The organism is Chitinophaga jiangningensis (assembly GCF_900142605.1).
Classification (GTDB): Bacteria; Bacteroidota; Bacteroidia; order Chitinophagales; family Chitinophagaceae; genus Chitinophaga; species Chitinophaga jiangningensis.
Genome location: NZ_FRBL01000002.1, coordinates 593,456 through 610,264 on the forward strand (window position 1 = coordinate 593,456; position 16,809 = coordinate 610,264).

The 16,809-nt window shown below is 47.8% G+C and carries 11 protein-coding genes; 5 read left to right on the plus strand and 6 right to left on the minus strand.

What is annotated here, in order from left to right; translation table 11 throughout:
• Positions 1–17: 17 nt before the first annotated feature.
• A complete protein-coding gene (locus tag BUB18_RS06965; protein WP_073079339.1) occupies positions 18–452 on the minus strand; it encodes a cupin domain-containing protein in 435 nt (144 codons plus the stop codon).
• Between the two features lie 84 nt (positions 453–536).
• Here BUB18_RS06965 and BUB18_RS06970 point away from each other — a divergent pair, with 84 nt between their 5' ends.
• Positions 537–1,163: a 2,3-bisphosphoglycerate-dependent phosphoglycerate mutase gene (locus tag BUB18_RS06970; RefSeq protein WP_073079340.1), complete on the plus strand. Its 627-nt coding sequence runs from the start codon at positions 537–539 to the stop codon at positions 1,161–1,163.
• Here BUB18_RS06970 and BUB18_RS06975 read toward each other — a convergent pair whose 3' ends face one another.
• Positions 1,164–1,655 carry an Lrp/AsnC family transcriptional regulator gene (locus tag BUB18_RS06975; RefSeq protein ID WP_073079341.1) on the minus strand — a complete coding sequence of 164 codons (492 nt, stop codon included), beginning with the start codon at positions 1,653–1,655 and terminating at the stop codon, positions 1,164–1,166.
• A 150-nt stretch (positions 1,656–1,805) separates the two neighbouring features.
• Between BUB18_RS06975 and ppsA the strand changes: the two genes are divergently transcribed.
• From ppsA to BUB18_RS06995, 4 genes are all read left to right on the plus strand, one after another.
• Positions 1,806–4,235 (plus strand): phosphoenolpyruvate synthase, encoded by a 2,430-nt coding sequence (ppsA, locus tag BUB18_RS06980; RefSeq protein ID WP_073079342.1) that lies wholly within the window; start codon positions 1,806–1,808, stop codon positions 4,233–4,235.
• 60 nt (positions 4,236–4,295) lie between these two features.
• The gene (locus tag BUB18_RS06985; protein WP_073079344.1) at positions 4,296–4,721 is read left to right on the plus strand and encodes a VOC family protein; all 426 of its coding nucleotides are present in this window, start codon (positions 4,296–4,298) and stop codon (positions 4,719–4,721) included.
• A 226-nt stretch (positions 4,722–4,947) separates the two neighbouring features.
• A complete protein-coding gene (locus BUB18_RS06990; RefSeq protein ID WP_143159856.1) occupies positions 4,948–5,682 on the plus strand; it encodes a hypothetical protein in 735 nt (244 codons plus the stop codon).
• 377 nt (positions 5,683–6,059) lie between these two features.
• A complete protein-coding gene (locus BUB18_RS06995; protein ID WP_073079348.1) occupies positions 6,060–7,982 on the plus strand; it encodes an SPFH domain-containing protein in 1,923 nt (640 codons plus the stop codon).
• Between the two features lie 140 nt (positions 7,983–8,122).
• Here BUB18_RS06995 and BUB18_RS07000 read toward each other — a convergent pair whose 3' ends face one another.
• From BUB18_RS07000 to BUB18_RS07015, 4 genes are all read right to left on the minus strand, one after another.
• Entirely contained in the window at positions 8,123–9,451 is a 1,329-nt protein-coding gene (locus BUB18_RS07000) for a pectate lyase (RefSeq protein ID WP_245805622.1), read from the minus strand.
• Between the two features lie 324 nt (positions 9,452–9,775).
• Positions 9,776–11,368: a DUF5123 domain-containing protein gene (locus BUB18_RS07005; protein ID WP_073079350.1), complete on the minus strand. Its 1,593-nt coding sequence runs from the start codon at positions 11,366–11,368 to the stop codon at positions 9,776–9,778.
• A gap of 11 nt (positions 11,369–11,379) precedes the next feature.
• A complete protein-coding gene (locus tag BUB18_RS07010) occupies positions 11,380–13,212 on the minus strand; it encodes a RagB/SusD family nutrient uptake outer membrane protein (protein WP_073079352.1) in 1,833 nt (610 codons plus the stop codon).
• A 20-nt stretch (positions 13,213–13,232) separates the two neighbouring features.
• Positions 13,233–16,463, minus strand: a complete 3,231-nt coding sequence (locus tag BUB18_RS07015) for a SusC/RagA family TonB-linked outer membrane protein (protein WP_073079353.1) — start codon at positions 16,461–16,463, stop codon at positions 13,233–13,235.
• Between the last annotated feature and the right edge of the window lie 346 nt (positions 16,464–16,809).

Below are 16,809 nucleotides of genomic sequence, written 5' to 3' on the forward strand. Positions count from 1 at the left end.
CGCGGAAAAATAAACAGCTATACAAACTGTACCCCATACCTGTCACAAATCGCTGCCACTACCGCCAAATCAGGCGGGCCCGCAGGCAAACGTCCCAGCTCCTCAAACATAAACTCTAACCCCGACGGATATACGCTACACTCCACCCGTGCCGGACTGTTCCCCACCACTTTAAACGAGTGTGCTACGCCACGAGGCAAAAAGATCATGTCACCAGCAAGCAGGGAATGTATATCATCTTCTATCTGGAATTCCACTTCGCCGCTGATGACATGAAAAAATTCATCCTCCCTCGTATGCCGGTGTTTAGGTATCTGAATCCCTGGCGGATTTTCCTGGATAAACGTGGTAAAAAGCCCCCCGGTATCTGCTCCGGTAAACTTAAAAGTTTGATTATCTCCCAATACATTTAGCCGGGAGCCTTCTGCTGATCGGATAACTTTACTTTTCATAAGGGTATATTTTGGGTTTATTCCTGATAGCGATGTAGGGTATCAACAAAACACTTTAGCTAACTGTAATATACAAAAACACTCATGAGCGTAAAACTCTTCTTAATCCGCCACGGCCAGTCCCTCTGGAACCTGGAAAACAGGTTCACCGGCTGGAAAGACATAGATCTCTCCGAAAAAGGTGTGCAGGAAGCCACTGAAGCGGGCAAGGAATTACGGGGCGAGCAGATCGATATTGCGTTTACTTCTACCCTTATACGGGCACAACATACCCTGGACCTGGTACTGCAAAACTCCGGGGAAACAGGCATCCCTGTTGTGATCAACAAAGCACTCAACGAGCGCTCCTATGGCGACCTGGAAGGACTCAACAAAGCCGACACCGCCGCCCAATACGGGGAAGCACAGGTACACATCTGGCGGCGCTCTTTCAGCACACGCCCTCCTGGCGGGGAAAGCCTGGAAGACACCTATAACCGCGTGATTCCCTATTTCATGCACACCATACTGCCGCATATGGAAGCCGCTGAAAACGTGCTGATCGTAGCACATGGGAATAGCTTACGTGCACTCGTGATGTTTATAGACAACCTTACGCAGGATGAAATTCTGCAAAGAGAGATAGCTACCGGCTTTCCGCTGACCTATATTTTTAACCGGGCAAGCATCGATGCTTTACGGGCGCGATTCGGCAGTAGTACGCTGGCGTAATTATTTAGTGCGGTTTACAAATTCAGTTTTGAGATGCAAACCAGGCTCCTGCTTGGTTTCAGACAATACAAACAAACTGCGGATTTTACGGATGTTATCCAGCTTGGAGAGTTTATTGGAATAAAAGCCGTCGTAGGCTTCCATATCAGCCGTTACAATTTTGAGCAGGTAATCAAACTGACCACTCATTTTATAGCACTCCTGCACTTCTGCAAAGCCATTCATACTTTCTTCAAAGGCCGATAATCTTTCATGCCCATGCATTTCCAGGGTAACGCTGGTATAGGCCACCAGTGCATTTCCCAGCTTGTTTTTGTTGAGCACGGCAATGTAACCAAGGATATAGCCTTCTGCTTCCAGCCGCTTCACACGCTCGAATATAGCAGTAACAGACTTCCCCAGTTTTGCGGCAATCTCCTTATTGGTGGTTCGCGCATCCTGTTGAAGTATGTCCAAAATACACATATCGAGCATATCGGGGATGAAGGCCATGTCTGATTTTCTCCAAAAATAGGTATCCGGCCACAAATGCTGAAAAAAATTCCGAATCGCCTCCCTAATTCAGATTTGTTTTCGGTGTTGGGAATCAATCGATTCAGGAAACGGTATCGGGGGATACCTTCATTGTCTAAACAGCATGTTATGAAAGATCATATAATTCTCCCACTCGAAGCCGTAACGATGGAATCGCTGCCGCTCGTAGGCGGCAAATCCGCCTCCCTTGGCGAAATGATAGGCAACCTCACCCAGGCAGGAGTTAAAATCCCAACCGGTTTTGCCATCACTACCAAAGCTTATTACGACTTCCTGCAACATAGCGGGCTGGAAGCATATATCCGTGAACAAATCGCCCATATTGACTTTGAAGATATCACCAGTCTCCGCCGCGCGGGTATGCGTATCCGCCAGGCCATTAGCAGCACCCGCTTTCCGTATGAGCTGAGCAGCCAGATTATTGATGCGTATAATGAACTGTCCCGTGAATATGGCCAGGACCAAACGGACGTGGCTGTACGTAGTTCCGCAACCGCGGAAGACTTACCGGACGCTTCTTTTGCTGGTCAGCAGGAAACGTTCCTGAACGTGCGCGGCCCCGTGGCCCTGATTGATGCTGTGAGAAACTGCTTTGCCAGCCTGTTTACTGACCGTGCCATCAGCTACCGCTCCACCTTTGGCTATGATCATTTTAGTATAGGCTTGTCCGTATGTGTACAAAAAATGGTGCGCTCTGACCTCGGTGCTTCCGGGGTGGCATTTTCACTCGATACAGAATCAGGTTTCAGGGACGTAGTACTGATTAATGGCTCCTGGGGATTGGGCGAAATGGTAGTGCAGGGCGCGGTGAGCCCGGATGAATTCATTGTATTCAAACCATTGCTGGATAAAGGTTATACCCCTATCGTAGAAAAGAAGCTTGGGCATAAGGATAAAAAAATGGTTTATGGAGAAGGCAGTGACGAAAGGACGAAAATTATTCCGGTAGAAAAACAGGCGCTGCATCAGTTCTGCCTCAGCGATGCACATATTATTCAGCTCGCATCCTGGGTCAATTGCATCGAGGAGTACTATACGAAAAAGAAAGGCCACTGGTGCCCTATGGACGTAGAATGGGCGCTGGACGGACTTACCAACGAATTATATATTGTACAGGCAAGGCCTGAAACGATCCACTCCCGTAAGGATCATAGCAAGGTGAAGTCGTATGTAATCAATGACAACGGCGCTCCCCGTGAGGAAATCGTGCGCGGTATTGCCGTGGGTGATAAAATTGCGGCCGGTCATGTCAACATCCTGTTTTCGCTGGACAACCGGTTGAATGCCGGGCTGGGCTTCCAACCGGGGGACGTGCTGGTAACCGACATGACTGATCCTGACTGGGAACCTATTATGAAAATGGCCTCCGCCATTGTTACCAACAAAGGAGGAAGAACCTGTCATGCTGCTATTGTTGCCAGGGAGATGGGAATTCCGGCAATTGTTGGCTGCGGCGATGCTACTGAAAAACTCACGTCTGGGCAGGCCATTACGGTCAACTGCGCAGCAGGCACTGAGGGAGTGGTATATGATGGCATACTCCCTATTGAAGAACAGGAAATGGACTTGTCGTTGCTGCCACAGGTAAACACCCAGCTGATGCTCAATGTGGGCACGCCTTCCATGGCTTTCCAATATACCCATTTGCCAAACCGCGGCATAGGCCTGGCCAGAGAGGAGTTTATCATCAACAACTATATCAAGGCGCATCCACTGGCGTTACTGAACCACCGTGAGCTGAAGGATGCTGATCTCACAAAAAAAATAACACAGCTAATCAAGGGGCATAACAGCGAATCAGATTATTTCATCAATCAGCTTGCATACGGCGTTGGTAAAATTGCCGCCTCCTGCTACCCTGAAAAAGTGATTGTACGTTTCTCTGATTTCAAGAGTAACGAATATTTCAACTTACTGGGAGGTAAGTATTTTGAGCCATCAGAAGAAAATCCGATGATAGGCTGGAGAGGTGCTTCCCGCTACTATTCCGATGCTTACAAACCAGCGTTCCGCCTGGAATGTGAGGCGATCAGGAAGGTACGTGAGCAGATGGGATTAACAAATGTGGTGGTGATGATTCCGTTTTGCCGTACCGTGGAAGAGCTGCAAAAAGTACTGGACGTGATGGCCGAATTTGGGCTGAAGCGCGGCGAAGAAGGACTGGAAGTATACCTGATGGCAGAGCTGCCAAGTAATATAATCATGGCCGAAGAGTTTGCGGAGTTTATTGACGGGTTCTCCATCGGCTCTAACGACCTTACCCAGCTTACATTGGGGCTGGATCGCGATTCCAGCATTGTTGCCTCACTTTATAACGAAATGAATCCTGCGGTACAACGTATGATTGCAAGGCTGATCAGCGTTGCCAAAGAAAAAGGAGTGAAAGTAGGTATCTGCGGACAAGGGCCGTCCGACTTCCCGGAATTCACGCGGATGCTGATCAGCATGGGCATTGACAGTATTTCTGTAACACCCGATGCCGTTACTAAAACGCTGAAAGCCATCCAGGAGGCAGAGCTGGAAGCAGTAGAAATTTAATGATACATATGGCTGCATACGGATTTATTTTACTAAATTTATTAGCAAATTAATATCTGTATGCAGCAAAGGCTAACACTCATTACATTAGGTGTAAGGGACTTGAGTCGCTCATTGAAATTTTACGAAGAAGGATTAGGCTGGAAAAAATCACCCGACAGCCAGGAGGCGGTAGCCTTCTTTTCACTGGGAGGTATTGTACTCTCTTTGTTTGGCTGGGATTCACTGGCGGCCGATGCAAATCAATCGGCTGAGAGCAGTGGTTTCCGGGGCATAACGCTGGCATACAACACCCGCAGCCGGGAAGAAACCGATGCTGTATTGCAGCTGGCGGAAAAAGCCGGTGGCAAAATTGTGAAACCCGCGGAAGAAGTATTCTGGGGTGGCTACAGTGGCTATTTCACGGATCCTGACGGGCATTTGTTTGAAGTGGCGCATAATCCTTTCTGGGAAATGAATGAGCAGGGGCAAGTACTGCTACCTTAAGATATTTATGAACAGCTACCCGGGGGTATTTACCCACCATAGCTTCCGGAGCATGAAAATGCTGATTATCGGATACCCACACATTGACCGATGTACAGCTGGCACAAAAGGTGCCGGCTGCGTGGGGTCCATCTCCACCCTATCATGATAAATTTGCAATCAATTAATTACTTCGTGAGCGCTTTTTTCGATAATTTTGGTTTCAACCCAACTAATTTTATCGCTTATGAAATCGTTAGCCATTGCTTTTTGTTTGTTGATGTCTTTCTGTTACGGTGCTGTAGCCCAGGATTCCACCGGTTACTTACGTACTTCCCAATACATCAATGCTATAGACCAACTCACTATGGGAAAGGATATGGTGTACAATTTCACCACCACCGCCAATACAGTTGGCACTCCTTACCTGTACGACGGATGGGCTTATATGTGGCTGGATTCACTGGACAACAAGCCGGTGCAAAAATCAGTCGTATATGAGGCCAATCTTGATCTGCAAAAAAATCAACTCATCATCAAAGGTGGCGACGGTAAAGCTTACGCACCGGAGATCTTCAATGTACAGGCGCTGCACTTCAAAAAAGGTGATGAGATGCGCTTCTTTGTACGTGCTTACCTGAACGGCTCTATGAAGTTTGTGGAGCAACTTTCCTCCGCCGGAAAGTATACTTTACTGAAAGATGTAGCCGTTGTTTATTCCAAAGCTGACTTCGTGGATAAAGGCATGGTGCAAACAGGGAAAATGTATAATGAATTCAGACGTAAGTATACTTATTACCTTGTGCAAAACGACAAGGCCACCAAGGTAATATTGAAACGTAAAAACATTTTGGCTGCTTTCGACAATGATCCGCAGGCAGCAGAAACAGCGAAGAAATTTATGATTGCAAATAACGGTTTTGATGAAACGGTTTTAGCACAAACCGTGAATGCGATTAATATGGAAACAAGTACAAAATAAGAGAGGATGCCCTCATGCTCCGGCAGCGAGCAACCATCGCAAAGGCAGGGCGGCCGCAGGCTGCCCTGCCTTTGTAACAATGAATATTCTTATCTACCTCTTGAAAATAATTTTGCAGATTCCGGGAATTTCTCCACATTTACACCGTAATTTCAACCACAATGGAATCTGACAATTCGGACATTATTACGTTCCTCACTGCCTACATCTTATCTAAGTTCAATACTTCTCCGCCACGCGCATAATTTTACTTCTGGCATACCTTTTGGATATATAGCGCCACAAAAATTAAAGGGGCCTCTTTGATGCATGTCTTCAGCTACATAATCAACTGATGTAATCATTTTCAATACATACATTCTCTAACATCCCTAACAATGGAAAACGTATCTGCAATTACGTGGGTAATAGCTATTGCTGTGCCCATACTACTCCTTGTATTGCATAAGGTAATACTTCGTATGCTCTTTGGCGTGGTAATCGTACCGGAAGACCGTATCGGTCTGGTAACCAAAAAATTCGTGCTGCTGGGTAAGCAGGAACTGCCGGAAGGCCGCATCATTGCTACTGACGGGCAAGCGGGTTTTCAGGCGCAAACACTGGCTCCCGGTATCTATTTCTGGCGCTGGATATGGCAATACAGCGTGTCGTTTCAGCCATTTACCATCATCCCTACCGGTAAGATCGGACTGGTACTGGCAAAGGATGGTATGGAGCTGGAAACCGGTGCTATTCTTGCGCGCAAAGTGCCCTGCGACACCTACCAGGACGCCGAAGCATTTCTGAAAAATGGTGGCCGCAAAGGCCGGCAAACCGCCATCATCACGCCAGGTTCCTATCGTATCAACACCTTCCTGTTTGAAGTGGAATTGACCGATAGTATCACGGTACCTGAAAACGCAGTAGGTATCGTCACCACACTGGAAGGTAAGGCCCTGGAAGCCGGCTCCATCGCAGGTAAACATATTGATCATCACAACAACTTCCAGGATGTGGACACCTTCCTTGAAAACGGCGGCTATAAAGGATTACAGGAGCAGGTAGTGCTGGCAGGTTCCTACTTTATCAACCCCTGGTATGCACGCATTGAGCTGGTGAAAATGACGGAAATCGCCATCGGTCATGTAGGGGTGGTTATCTCCTTCGTAGGTAGTGATGGCGTGGACCTCAGCGGCGTTGAGTTTAAACACGGCAACATCGTATCCAAAGGTAATAAAGGTGTGTGGGCGGAACCACTGGGACCCGGTAAGTACCCCATCAACCCATATATTATGAAAGTGGAACTGGTACCTACCACCAACCTGGTACTCAACTGGGCAGCAGCCCGCAGTGAAGCACACCAGCTGGATAAAAACCTGTCTACCATCACCGTGCGTAGTAAAGACGGTTTTACGTTCAACCTGGACGTGGCACAGATCATCCATATTCCTACCAACGAAGCACCAAAAGTAATTGCGCGCTTCGGTAATATGAGCAACCTCGTAACACAGGTACTCGAACCTACTATCGGTAACTACTTCCGTAACAGCGCCCAGGGCTCAGATGTGATCGGCTTCTTAACCAGTCGTAAAGAACGCCAGGACTCTGCGAAAGAACATATCGGCCATGTGCTGGAACAATATAATGTACACGGCGTGGATACCCTCATCGGTGATATCGTACCGCCGGAAACACTGATGAAGACCCTCACCGATCGTAAGATTGCAGAGGAACAGAAAGTGACCTACGATACGGAAAGACTGGCGCAGGAAACACGTCAGAAACTGGAGAAAGAAACCGCCATCGCAGAAATCCAGAAGGAGATCGTAAAGGCCGACCAGGGTGTATGGATCGCCGAACGTATCGCCGATGCGGCGGTGAAAAAAGCTACCGGTGACGCCAACAGCGTACGTTTGCAGGCAACCGCGGAAAGTGACCGTATGAAACTGATGGCTGCCGGTGAGGCCGAAAAAGTACGCCTCCTCGCCAAAGCAGAAGCAGAACGTACGGAGTGGACTGCTAAAGCTGATGCGGAAAAAATCTCCCTCATCGGTAGAGCAGAAGCAGAAAAAATCCTCGCCACCGGTCAGGCCAGCGCAGAATCGTATAAGCTTGCCGTAGAAGCCATGGGCGGCGATAACTTCACCCAGCTGAAAGTAATGGAGGCTATCGGTGAACAAAACATCCGCATCATGCCTGAAATACTCATCGGCGGCGGCGGAGATGGCACCAATGGTCCTATCTCCGGCCTGCTCGGCCTGAAGCTGCTCGAAGACGTTGCAAAAAGAAAGTCAGATAAAGAAAAACAAAACGAGCAGTAATTGCTGCTCGCCTTCCGCCATCTATAGCCACCGAAGCGCTGCGTCTGCAGCGCTTTTTTTTATTTCCGGAACTGCCTTCGGCAGTTCCGGAAATAAAAAGGACGGGCACCATCGGCGCCCGCCCTTTTCAAATAGGAAAATTATTTCACCAGACTATTCAAATACACCTCCACATTCGTATACCCTTTATCCAACTGATGTCCGTTTCCATCGGCTACAGCCGGATTCAACCCATTGGCTTTTTCCCAGGCATCCGGCATACCATCACCATCGGTATCCAATGGCGCAGGCGCTGATTTCAGCTCCGGGTAGCCTCCAGCTTCAGCTGGTGTATCTACAATCCCATTTTGCTTTTTACCATTTGTGGAGATGCCGGTTTCCACTTCGCGAATGATACGCGTATCCACTGCATCTCTCCGTAAGCTGGCACCGGCGGAGGCCAATACCGCTTTATAGGCATTGAGCGCATCAGTAGTTTTTACAGAACTAACTTCGAACGGCACTTTTACAACAGCAGCCGCGGGATCGTTGCATTGTACTCCACCATTGGTATTATTGGCCGTTACGGCCGGATCCTGATAAACGAAATTACCATCTACATAAAACTGCCCATAAGGTTCAGAAGGATTGATGATCCTGTTGCGCACCTTTTTCTGGGTGGCAGGGCCGGCCTTATAATAGTTGTTAACCATATTGTAGCGCCCTTTTTCACCACCGTATGAACTGTTGAAACCCCAGTTATATACCACGTTGTTACGATAGTCGACCAGCTCATCTTCCGTATTGGTAGTAGTGCTGGAACCGCTGAAGCGCGGATTACGGCTGTTATTGTTGGCAATCAGGTTGTGGTGAAAGCTAGCTTTCCTTCCACCCCAGATGCCGCCATAACCATGCGCACCTTTGATGTGGTACGATTCATTCAGTGCTTCTGCCACCAGGCACCACTGCAAAGTGAAATTGCTGTTATAATAGAAAGAAGCACATTCGTCCATCGCCCAGCTTACTGAACAGTGGTCGATGATCACGTTATCCGTATTTCGACCACCGAGGGCATCTCCTTCCTGGTGGGAATCATCCCCCAAACGGAAACGCATATACCGGATAATCACATTGTTAGCTTCCACGTAGGTCGGGTAGTTGCGTACACAAATACCATCACCCGGGGCCGACTGTCCCGCGATCGTAACATCTCCCTCCTTTATGCGGATAGGAGATTGTAAGGCGATAGTGCCGGAAACACTAAACACAATGGTACGTGGGCCCCTGGCGGCTAAGGCTTTGCGTAAACTACCAGGGCCATCGTCTTCCAGGTTGGTGACATAAATGACTTTTCCATTCCGTCCGCCACTGGCAAACTGCCCGAATCCTTCCGCACCAGGAAAAGCCTGTTGCTGCGCATTCGCATCGGCAGCAAACAGGCATCCTCCAATCATCATCTGCCAGAAAAAATTTTTGCTAATGAATTTCATATGAATAACGTGTTAAATGTTTTTTCTCGCGAAGGAGCATAAGGATTTTAAGCTCGCAAAGACTTATTGGGATTTAGGTGCCTGCGGCGCCAGGGCGCGATCTTTTTTGCACACAAAACAGCAAAGCAGGTAAGCAGCAAAGAATTGTGTTTTGTTGGTTAAGATCGAAAGTAGTGCGCCAAAGGCGCACTACTTTCGAAAAAGGAGGAAACCGAAGGTTTCCTCCTTTTTCGAATAAACTTATTGGAGCAAAATGCAGGCCTTTGCTGCTTATGCCCCTTATGCTGCTTTGCGAGAAAAAAAGATCGCCAGGGCCGAAGGCACTTATCTCCAACGCGGATCACCGGCAATAGCCCTGCCAGGGAAACCGTTATCTTTTATCCTGAAAACGCCATTGTAAGGATCGGTAAACAGCGCCGCAACAGTGCTGCTATAGGCCGTTACACCCGGTATGGCATTAGCCGTGGCGGAGTAATCACCGGTGGTGTAAGTGGAACTGGAAGAAATGGAAGTTCCTGTACCTGCACGTGCACCTCTCACGGTAATAGCGCCTGCGTTGATCCTGCCGTGACCAATGATACAACTGTTGAATTTAATGCCGCTGGTAACATTGATCGCGTTGAAGTCCACCAGATAAGCACCACCGCCGCCCTGCGGCGCCTCGTTGATAGTACAGCCGGTAAACTCAACAGACTCCGCCTGCTTAGCCCCTACCACTACCTTCTGCATTTTATACAGGGTACTGTTGGTAAACTTAATATTTGCAAGGGCAGATTGCGCATTACCATTCACCACACCATAATCTGCAATACTATCGATTACACAGTTGTTAAAGCTGATCGTGTTGATGGCAGTACCGGCAGCATCCGCTGTTTGTACACGTATCACCCCACGGAACATTTCCAGGTTGCAGGATTCAAAGTTTACTTTACCAATGCTGCCTGTTTTATTGATGTTCATCACGTAGGAACCAGTATACACGGCACCTTTCAACGATACTTCCCTGAACAATACAGAGTCAATAGTGGAACCGGCAGTCAGGTTCATGGGACTGTTGAAAGTAATCACAGGATAGGCAGGATTGAAACTGATTTCAGCTACAATGCTCAGTGATTTATTCAGCAATACTTCTGAAGTGAACGCGTAGTTCTCGGCGCGTCTGAGAATAATAGTACTGCCGGAAGGCACCACGCTAATGGTATCCATCAGTACAGAAGGGCGACCGGTAATACCAGAAAGGTCAATCACCGTTCCGTTTGCAGGCACTCCATCTTTGGTCGTGAAAGATATATAACCTTTACTTTTCCCCGCTGCATCGTAAATTTCAACAGTATAGGTAGTAGCCGCTTTAAGGCCGTTTACCTGCACGTGTCCGGCCTGGCTGGTGGCAGCATCCAAAGGCACTGTAATCACGGGCTGCCCGTTGGCTTTCAGTTCCAGCTTTACAAATCCGGCTGCAGGTTTCCAGCTGATGACAGCCGCCTTATCAATGATATCTGTAGCAGCAGGATTGATCAGCCATTGCTCCCCGGAAATGGAGAAGCTTTTACTGGTCAGCCAGTGAGAGTTTTTCGTACTGTCAGCATTGTTAGTACGGATTCTCACGAAATATTTAGTACGCGGCGTCAGGAAGTTATCGTTGATCCTGATGCCGGAAGTATCTGTAGTAAACCGGTGTTCGTAGGTAGCGAAGGTGGTATCTTTCGATAAATCAACTATATAGGTTGCCTTGGTGGTATACAATGCCGCCTTCCAGGTGATGATGGCCACCGTATCTTCAGATGAGATATCAATGCTGCCGGAAGGCATGAATTCACGCGGCATGGCCAGCTCGTCTTCGGTACGTTTGCAGGACCACAGGCCGGCTACTGCCAGCAGCAATACTATGATATAATTATAGTTAAGTCTGATAGTCATGATAGGGATTTTTATTTGTAACCAAAGTTCTGCTCGAGTTTGTAATTACTGTTCATTGCATCCAGCGGAATCGGGAACAGCTCTTTTTTGTTGGCTTCGAAGTAACGCACGTAACCTTTACGGTCGCCGCTGATATAATCTTCCGTTACAGATGCCCGCCATGCCTTGGAGGTATAGCCTGACCCACTTGGTGCAGAGGAGGTACCAAGGCCCGGTTCGAAGAAAACTTTAGCAGGAGCTCCACCGTACAGGTCCATGGTTGCCATTTCTTCTCCGGAAGATTTTACTGCATAAGGGGCAGCCTTGGTATAGATATACGCCGGTACGTTGGCGTATCTGCCGGTGCCGTTCATAAATTCGCGCAGCTTATCTTTAGTTTCAGCAAATTTGGCAGCGATCAGGTTCCACCTGATGAGGTCATATTTACGGATACCTTCGCCTCCAAATTCCAGTAATCGCTCCTGTACAATCGCTTTGAAAAATCCTTCTTTATCCTGTGGAATAGCAGGAATCCGGCTTTCATATCCTACGTAGGCGCGTTTACGTACCTTCAGCAGTGCATCCTGCGCTGTGGCAGATGGGGCTCCGTTGATTTCATTGTCCGCTTCCGCATACATCAGCAGGACGTCGGCAAAGCGCAGAATAGGCCAGTTCACCGCCAGGTTCTGTGCGGTACCGATAATGCTGGTCCAGGAACGTCTGAATTTACCGTCCGTCATGGCAGCACCGGTAGTGGCGATTTTTTTGCTGTCCGCGTCAATTTCAAAACTGTTAAGGGTTACATCTCTCCTTATATCACCTATAGAATCAAACTCATAGAAGTATGTTGGAATGGCATTGATACCACCGCCACCGCCGCCATATTTTGAACTGGCATTGTGACGCATACCGTTGTAATAACCCAGCTTACTGTCGGAGCTGGCATTACCACCAAACGCCCCTACTTCAAATATCAGCTCATGCTCGTTGTCCAGTCTGGTAGCGGAATGCAGGGTTTTGAAGAGATTTTCATACACCGGGTTCAGCGAGTGTTCGGTAGGATGATCCATGATATCCTTACACTCATCCATCGCTATCTGGTAGTATTTTTTGTAGTCGCTTCCGCGTTCCATCGTTTTGGACGCGGTACGCAATGCATAACCACCACGCGCCAGCGCAATTCTGGCGCGGAGGCCTTTTACGGCAGCTTTGGTGATACGGATGTTCTGGTCGGGCGATTCACTTCTCCAAGGCACCAGCTCTTCTGCGGTGGCAAGGTCAGCGATGATGTGGTCCAGGATACTGTCCTGGTTGGTACGTGGCAGGTAAGGATCGGTGAGGTCTGCAGCCGGCACAAAGTGTGCTGGCAGGTCGCCCCAGTTACGTACGGCCTCGTAGTAAAACTGTGCACGCAGGGTGAGTGCTTCACCCAGCATCTTACGCATCATCTTTTTATCATTTTCCGAACCGGAAGTATAGGGTTTGGATAACGGGATGTACTTAATACAGTTGTTGGCCCGCTCTATTCCTTTAAACAACTGGTTAAAACAGTTCGGCAGGTCAGTGTTAGCCGGGCTTGCGCCATAGCAGCTGATACCGCGACGATCATCTGCGTTGTAGTCGCCGGAGGTTCTGAAATCATCACCTGACTGTGGAAACAGGGTAGCAATACGGCTACCGTAGCCATTATCCCCGATCAGCATCGCATAGGTACCAACGATGGCACTGTTGGTATTGGATACACTGTTATAAACATCGTCCAGCAGCACTGTAGAGGGTGAATCTACAGCCAGGTATTTTTTACAGGATGCTACAGTAAGTATACCAGCAGCAGCCAGGATTGTATATAAAGTACGTTTACGCATAATAAGTCACAATTAAATTCTTAGAAAGAAGCATTTATACCAGCCAGAATGAAACGGCTACGCGGATACGCAGAGTAATCAACAGACGGTGTCAGCGGATTATTGCGACGGGTATTGGCCTCCGGATCATAACCACTGTATTTAGTGAAAGTATACAGGTTATTAACGGTCGCGTATACACGGAAACGGGAGAATACATTTGTACGTTTCAGCAGTTTGTCAGGTATGGAATAACCCAGTGTGAGGTTGCTGATACGAAGGAAAGAACCGTCTTCGATGGCGAATGAATGCAGGAAGTAGTTACCCCCTGGTGCGGACCAGTATTTGGTATCCTTGTTCAATGCTTTAAGTGCTTCCGGATCTGTTACTTTCATGCCGTTATCGTCGTACCATTTCCACTGGTCTTTCATGATCTCCAACAGGTTATTGTCTTTATACAGATACTGCGTGGTGAACTCCATCCTGTTGGCATTGTATACTTTATTACCATAAGAGAAGTTCAGGAAGATGCTCATATCGAAGCCGTTCCAGGTAAACTGGTTGTTGATACCACCAAAGAATTTAGGCTGTGCGTTACCTAATACTGTTCTGTCGTTGGCACCGATCACCATGTTTTTATCATCGGTAAGTTTTTTCAGTTTCAGATCGCCCGGCTGAGGATCTCTGTTGCCGAGTGCCACTGCACCTGCGTTTGGCACATCTGATTTCAGTGTATACTTCTGCGTAGATGGGTTATAATCAAAATCATCCACACTGTAGTAACCATCGGTTACATAGCCATAGAACTGACCAATGGGCGCACCTACCTGTACCAGGAAGTCGTTCAAACTGTTTACCCATCCGGATTGTGCGAAGTAAGAATTCAGTGGTTTACCACTTGGATCAGTACCTAAGCTAACGATGGTATTTTTATTATGCGCGATGTTGAAGCTCACATTCCAGTTGAATTTCTTCTTAGCGAACAGGGAAGCATTCACCTGTAATTCCACACCGGTATTCTTGGTTTTACCAACATTCTGCATTTGAGTGGCATAGCCGGTGGTTTGCGGAATCTGTACGGCCAGCAAGAGGTCGCGGGTATTGTTGTTATAGAAGTCGATGGTGGCGTTTACCCTGTTATCCAGGAAACTTACATCCAGTCCCAGGTTGCGGGCCACCGTTGTTTCCCATTTCAGGCGTGGGTTGGCGAGCGCCACAGGTGCCAGACCGGGCGTAACGGCTTCTTCAAAAGCATAGCTGGCGGTTTTAGGATCAAACACAGTGCGGAACAGGTCATTAGCGATTCGGTTGTTACCGGAAGTACCCAGGCTTGCACGGAATTTAAGATCGGATAACCAGCTGATGTTGGCTTCCTTAAACCAGTTTTCTTCTGCCACCCGCCAGGCTATTGCCGCGGATGGGAAGAATGCAAAACCATTGTCGTAGTTGAACTTGGAAGAACCATCATAACGACCTGTTAAGGTGAGCATATATCTGCTGTCGTAAGAGTAGTTTACCCTGCCGAAGAAAGAAATCAGTTTGGCCTGTGTTTCACTGGTAGAGGCAGGGTCCTGAATATACCCGGAAGGCGGCGTTGCTTTATCGATACCTGCAAACGCTTGTTCCGGCGTAAGGTCCACCGGCATAAACTTAACGGTGGAATTGAAAGTAGTGGCTTTTGTCTGGTATAACTCCTGGCCGAGCAATACGTTTAGGTTATGCTTTTTCGCAAAAGTATGTTTATAGTTCAGCGTGTTGGAGTTGGTAAGAGTAGTAGTTTCGCCGGTGGTGATGTTTACAACCGCCAGGCCTGCGTTGCTGCGTGCAACACTTGTTACTTCACCGTTGTAGGTATTAGCACGGCCATTGTTGGCGGTGATACCTGCCACGGATTTGAAGGTAAGGTCTTTTGTGAGATCATAACTGAAGTAACCGCTAAAGTTACCATCATTGCGGTAATCGTATTTCAGTTCGTTGTGTGCCAGTAATACAGGGCTGGTAAGGTTGGTGAGATTGGCATATTCGGGATCGAATACATCCACTACATCTTCCTGGCCTGTACCTATAAATGGTTTGTAACGAACGGAGTTACGTAAGCGGTTGGTTCCCTGCGAACCGGTGTTGGAAGTACCTACCCCGTCTATACGCTGACGGCCATAGCGTGCGGTGAGACCCACTTTCAGCCTGTCGGATGCCTGGTGATCGAACCGGAACGACAGCATATTACGGCGATAACCTGATTCGAGCATTATACCTTCATCTTTCAGGTTATTGAGGGTGAGATTAAAGCTCGTGGTTTTAGAACCGCCGCTAACGGTTACTACGTTAGTCAGGTTTTTAGCATCACGACCAAACACTTCATCCTGCCAGTCGGTAAACGGCATATTTTTATATAGCTCTAAATCTTCCCAGCGACCATATTTATCACGGAAAGAGTTGGAGGTAGCTTCGTCTGTATTATAGTTATATACTTTATACTGGTACTTTATGAAGTCGTATGGTTTCAGTACCGGCAGTTTATTAATGATGCTGCGGGTACCGGCGTAGCCATCGTAGCTCACGCGGGTTTTCATTTCTTTACCGCCTTTGGTGGTGATGATTACCACACCGTTTGCACCGCGTGCACCGTAGATGGCAGTGGAAGCCGCATCTTTCAGTACGTCGATGGATTGGATTTCCTGTGGGGAAAGTAAAGAGAGTGCATTTTCTACCTGGATACCATCCACGATGTAGAGGGGGGAGTTATCCTGTGTGATGGAGCCACCGCCGCGTACGCGGATGAGGATTTCTGCACCAGGGCGACCTTCCGTAGTTGTTACCTGCACACCGGCGAGGCGGCCTGCCAGTGCTTCCGCTACGGTGTTAGCCGGAATGTCTTTTAACTCTTTAGCTGCATTGATGCTGGAAACGGAACCTGTAAATTCCCTGCGGGACATCGTTCCATACCCTACTACCACTACTTCATTCATGTTGGCATTGGTTTGATCCAACGTAACGTTAAGGGTTTGACCGGGTTTTACAGGTATTACCTTAGCCTGGTAGCCAATGTAGGTAAACTGCAATTCCGCTGCATTATCATTTGGCAAAGTGATCGTGAAGCGGCCGTTAACATCTGTATTAACCCCTGTTGAAGTGTTGCGAAGGCGAACAGTTACTCCCGGTAAGGGATCGCCTGCTTCTTTGTTGGTGACTGTTCCCTTTACCTGACGGGATTGGGCAAAGCCAGCCATACTGCCACATATAATGGCAACAAGGAGAAGAATTCTTTTCATAAGTGGAAAAAATGATTTAATGTCCGGTGAAGAACTCCTTTCGAATGAAATTTAGGTTGATAGAATCAGCTTTTCAGCTGTATGACATGCTATATATTGTTGGTGTCTATAGGTCAGGAAGCATCCTTTAAATTAATTTTCATTAACGTGTCCAATGAAAAGCTGATAGCCTGTTAGTTCGTCAGTTCCATAGCTCTGGTAACAAGTTTACTGTCTAATTTTCTAACCGCCAACAGTTTCCCCCTATTTATTTACGCAATCGTTCCCAAAAGGGTCATTTTTACGTAAAAGCATACAAAAAATCCCTCGCCGGAAAACCAGCGAGGGAATGGGCAAAAATACACCG

What these genes read in the sequence shown, in the direction of transcription:
- ppsA (WP_073079342.1), top strand. Translation starts at nt 1,806, where the DNA reads ATGAAAGATCATATAATTCTCCCACTCGAAGCCGTAACGATGGAATCG.
- BUB18_RS06975 (WP_073079341.1), bottom strand. Translation starts at nt 1,655, where the DNA reads ATGGCCTTCATCCCCGATATGCTCGATATGTGTATTTTGGACATACTT.
- BUB18_RS06985 (WP_073079344.1), top strand. Translation starts at nt 4,296, where the DNA reads ATGCAGCAAAGGCTAACACTCATTACATTAGGTGTAAGGGACTTGAGT.
- BUB18_RS06995 (WP_073079348.1), top strand. Translation starts at nt 6,060, where the DNA reads ATGGAAAACGTATCTGCAATTACGTGGGTAATAGCTATTGCTGTGCCC.
- BUB18_RS07000 (WP_245805622.1), bottom strand. Translation starts at nt 9,451, where the DNA reads ATGAAATTCATTAGCAAAAATTTTTTCTGGCAGATGATGATTGGAGGA.
- BUB18_RS07005 (WP_073079350.1), bottom strand. Translation starts at nt 11,368, where the DNA reads ATGACTATCAGACTTAACTATAATTATATCATAGTATTGCTGCTGGCA.
- BUB18_RS06990 (WP_143159856.1), top strand. Translation starts at nt 4,948, where the DNA reads ATGAAATCGTTAGCCATTGCTTTTTGTTTGTTGATGTCTTTCTGTTAC.
- BUB18_RS06965 (WP_073079339.1), bottom strand. Translation starts at nt 452, where the DNA reads ATGAAAAGTAAAGTTATCCGATCAGCAGAAGGCTCCCGGCTAAATGTA.
- BUB18_RS07010 (WP_073079352.1), bottom strand. Translation starts at nt 13,212, where the DNA reads ATGCGTAAACGTACTTTATATACAATCCTGGCTGCTGCTGGTATACTT.
- BUB18_RS06970 (WP_073079340.1), top strand. Translation starts at nt 537, where the DNA reads ATGAGCGTAAAACTCTTCTTAATCCGCCACGGCCAGTCCCTCTGGAAC.
- BUB18_RS07015 (WP_073079353.1), bottom strand. Translation starts at nt 16,463, where the DNA reads ATGAAAAGAATTCTTCTCCTTGTTGCCATTATATGTGGCAGTATGGCT.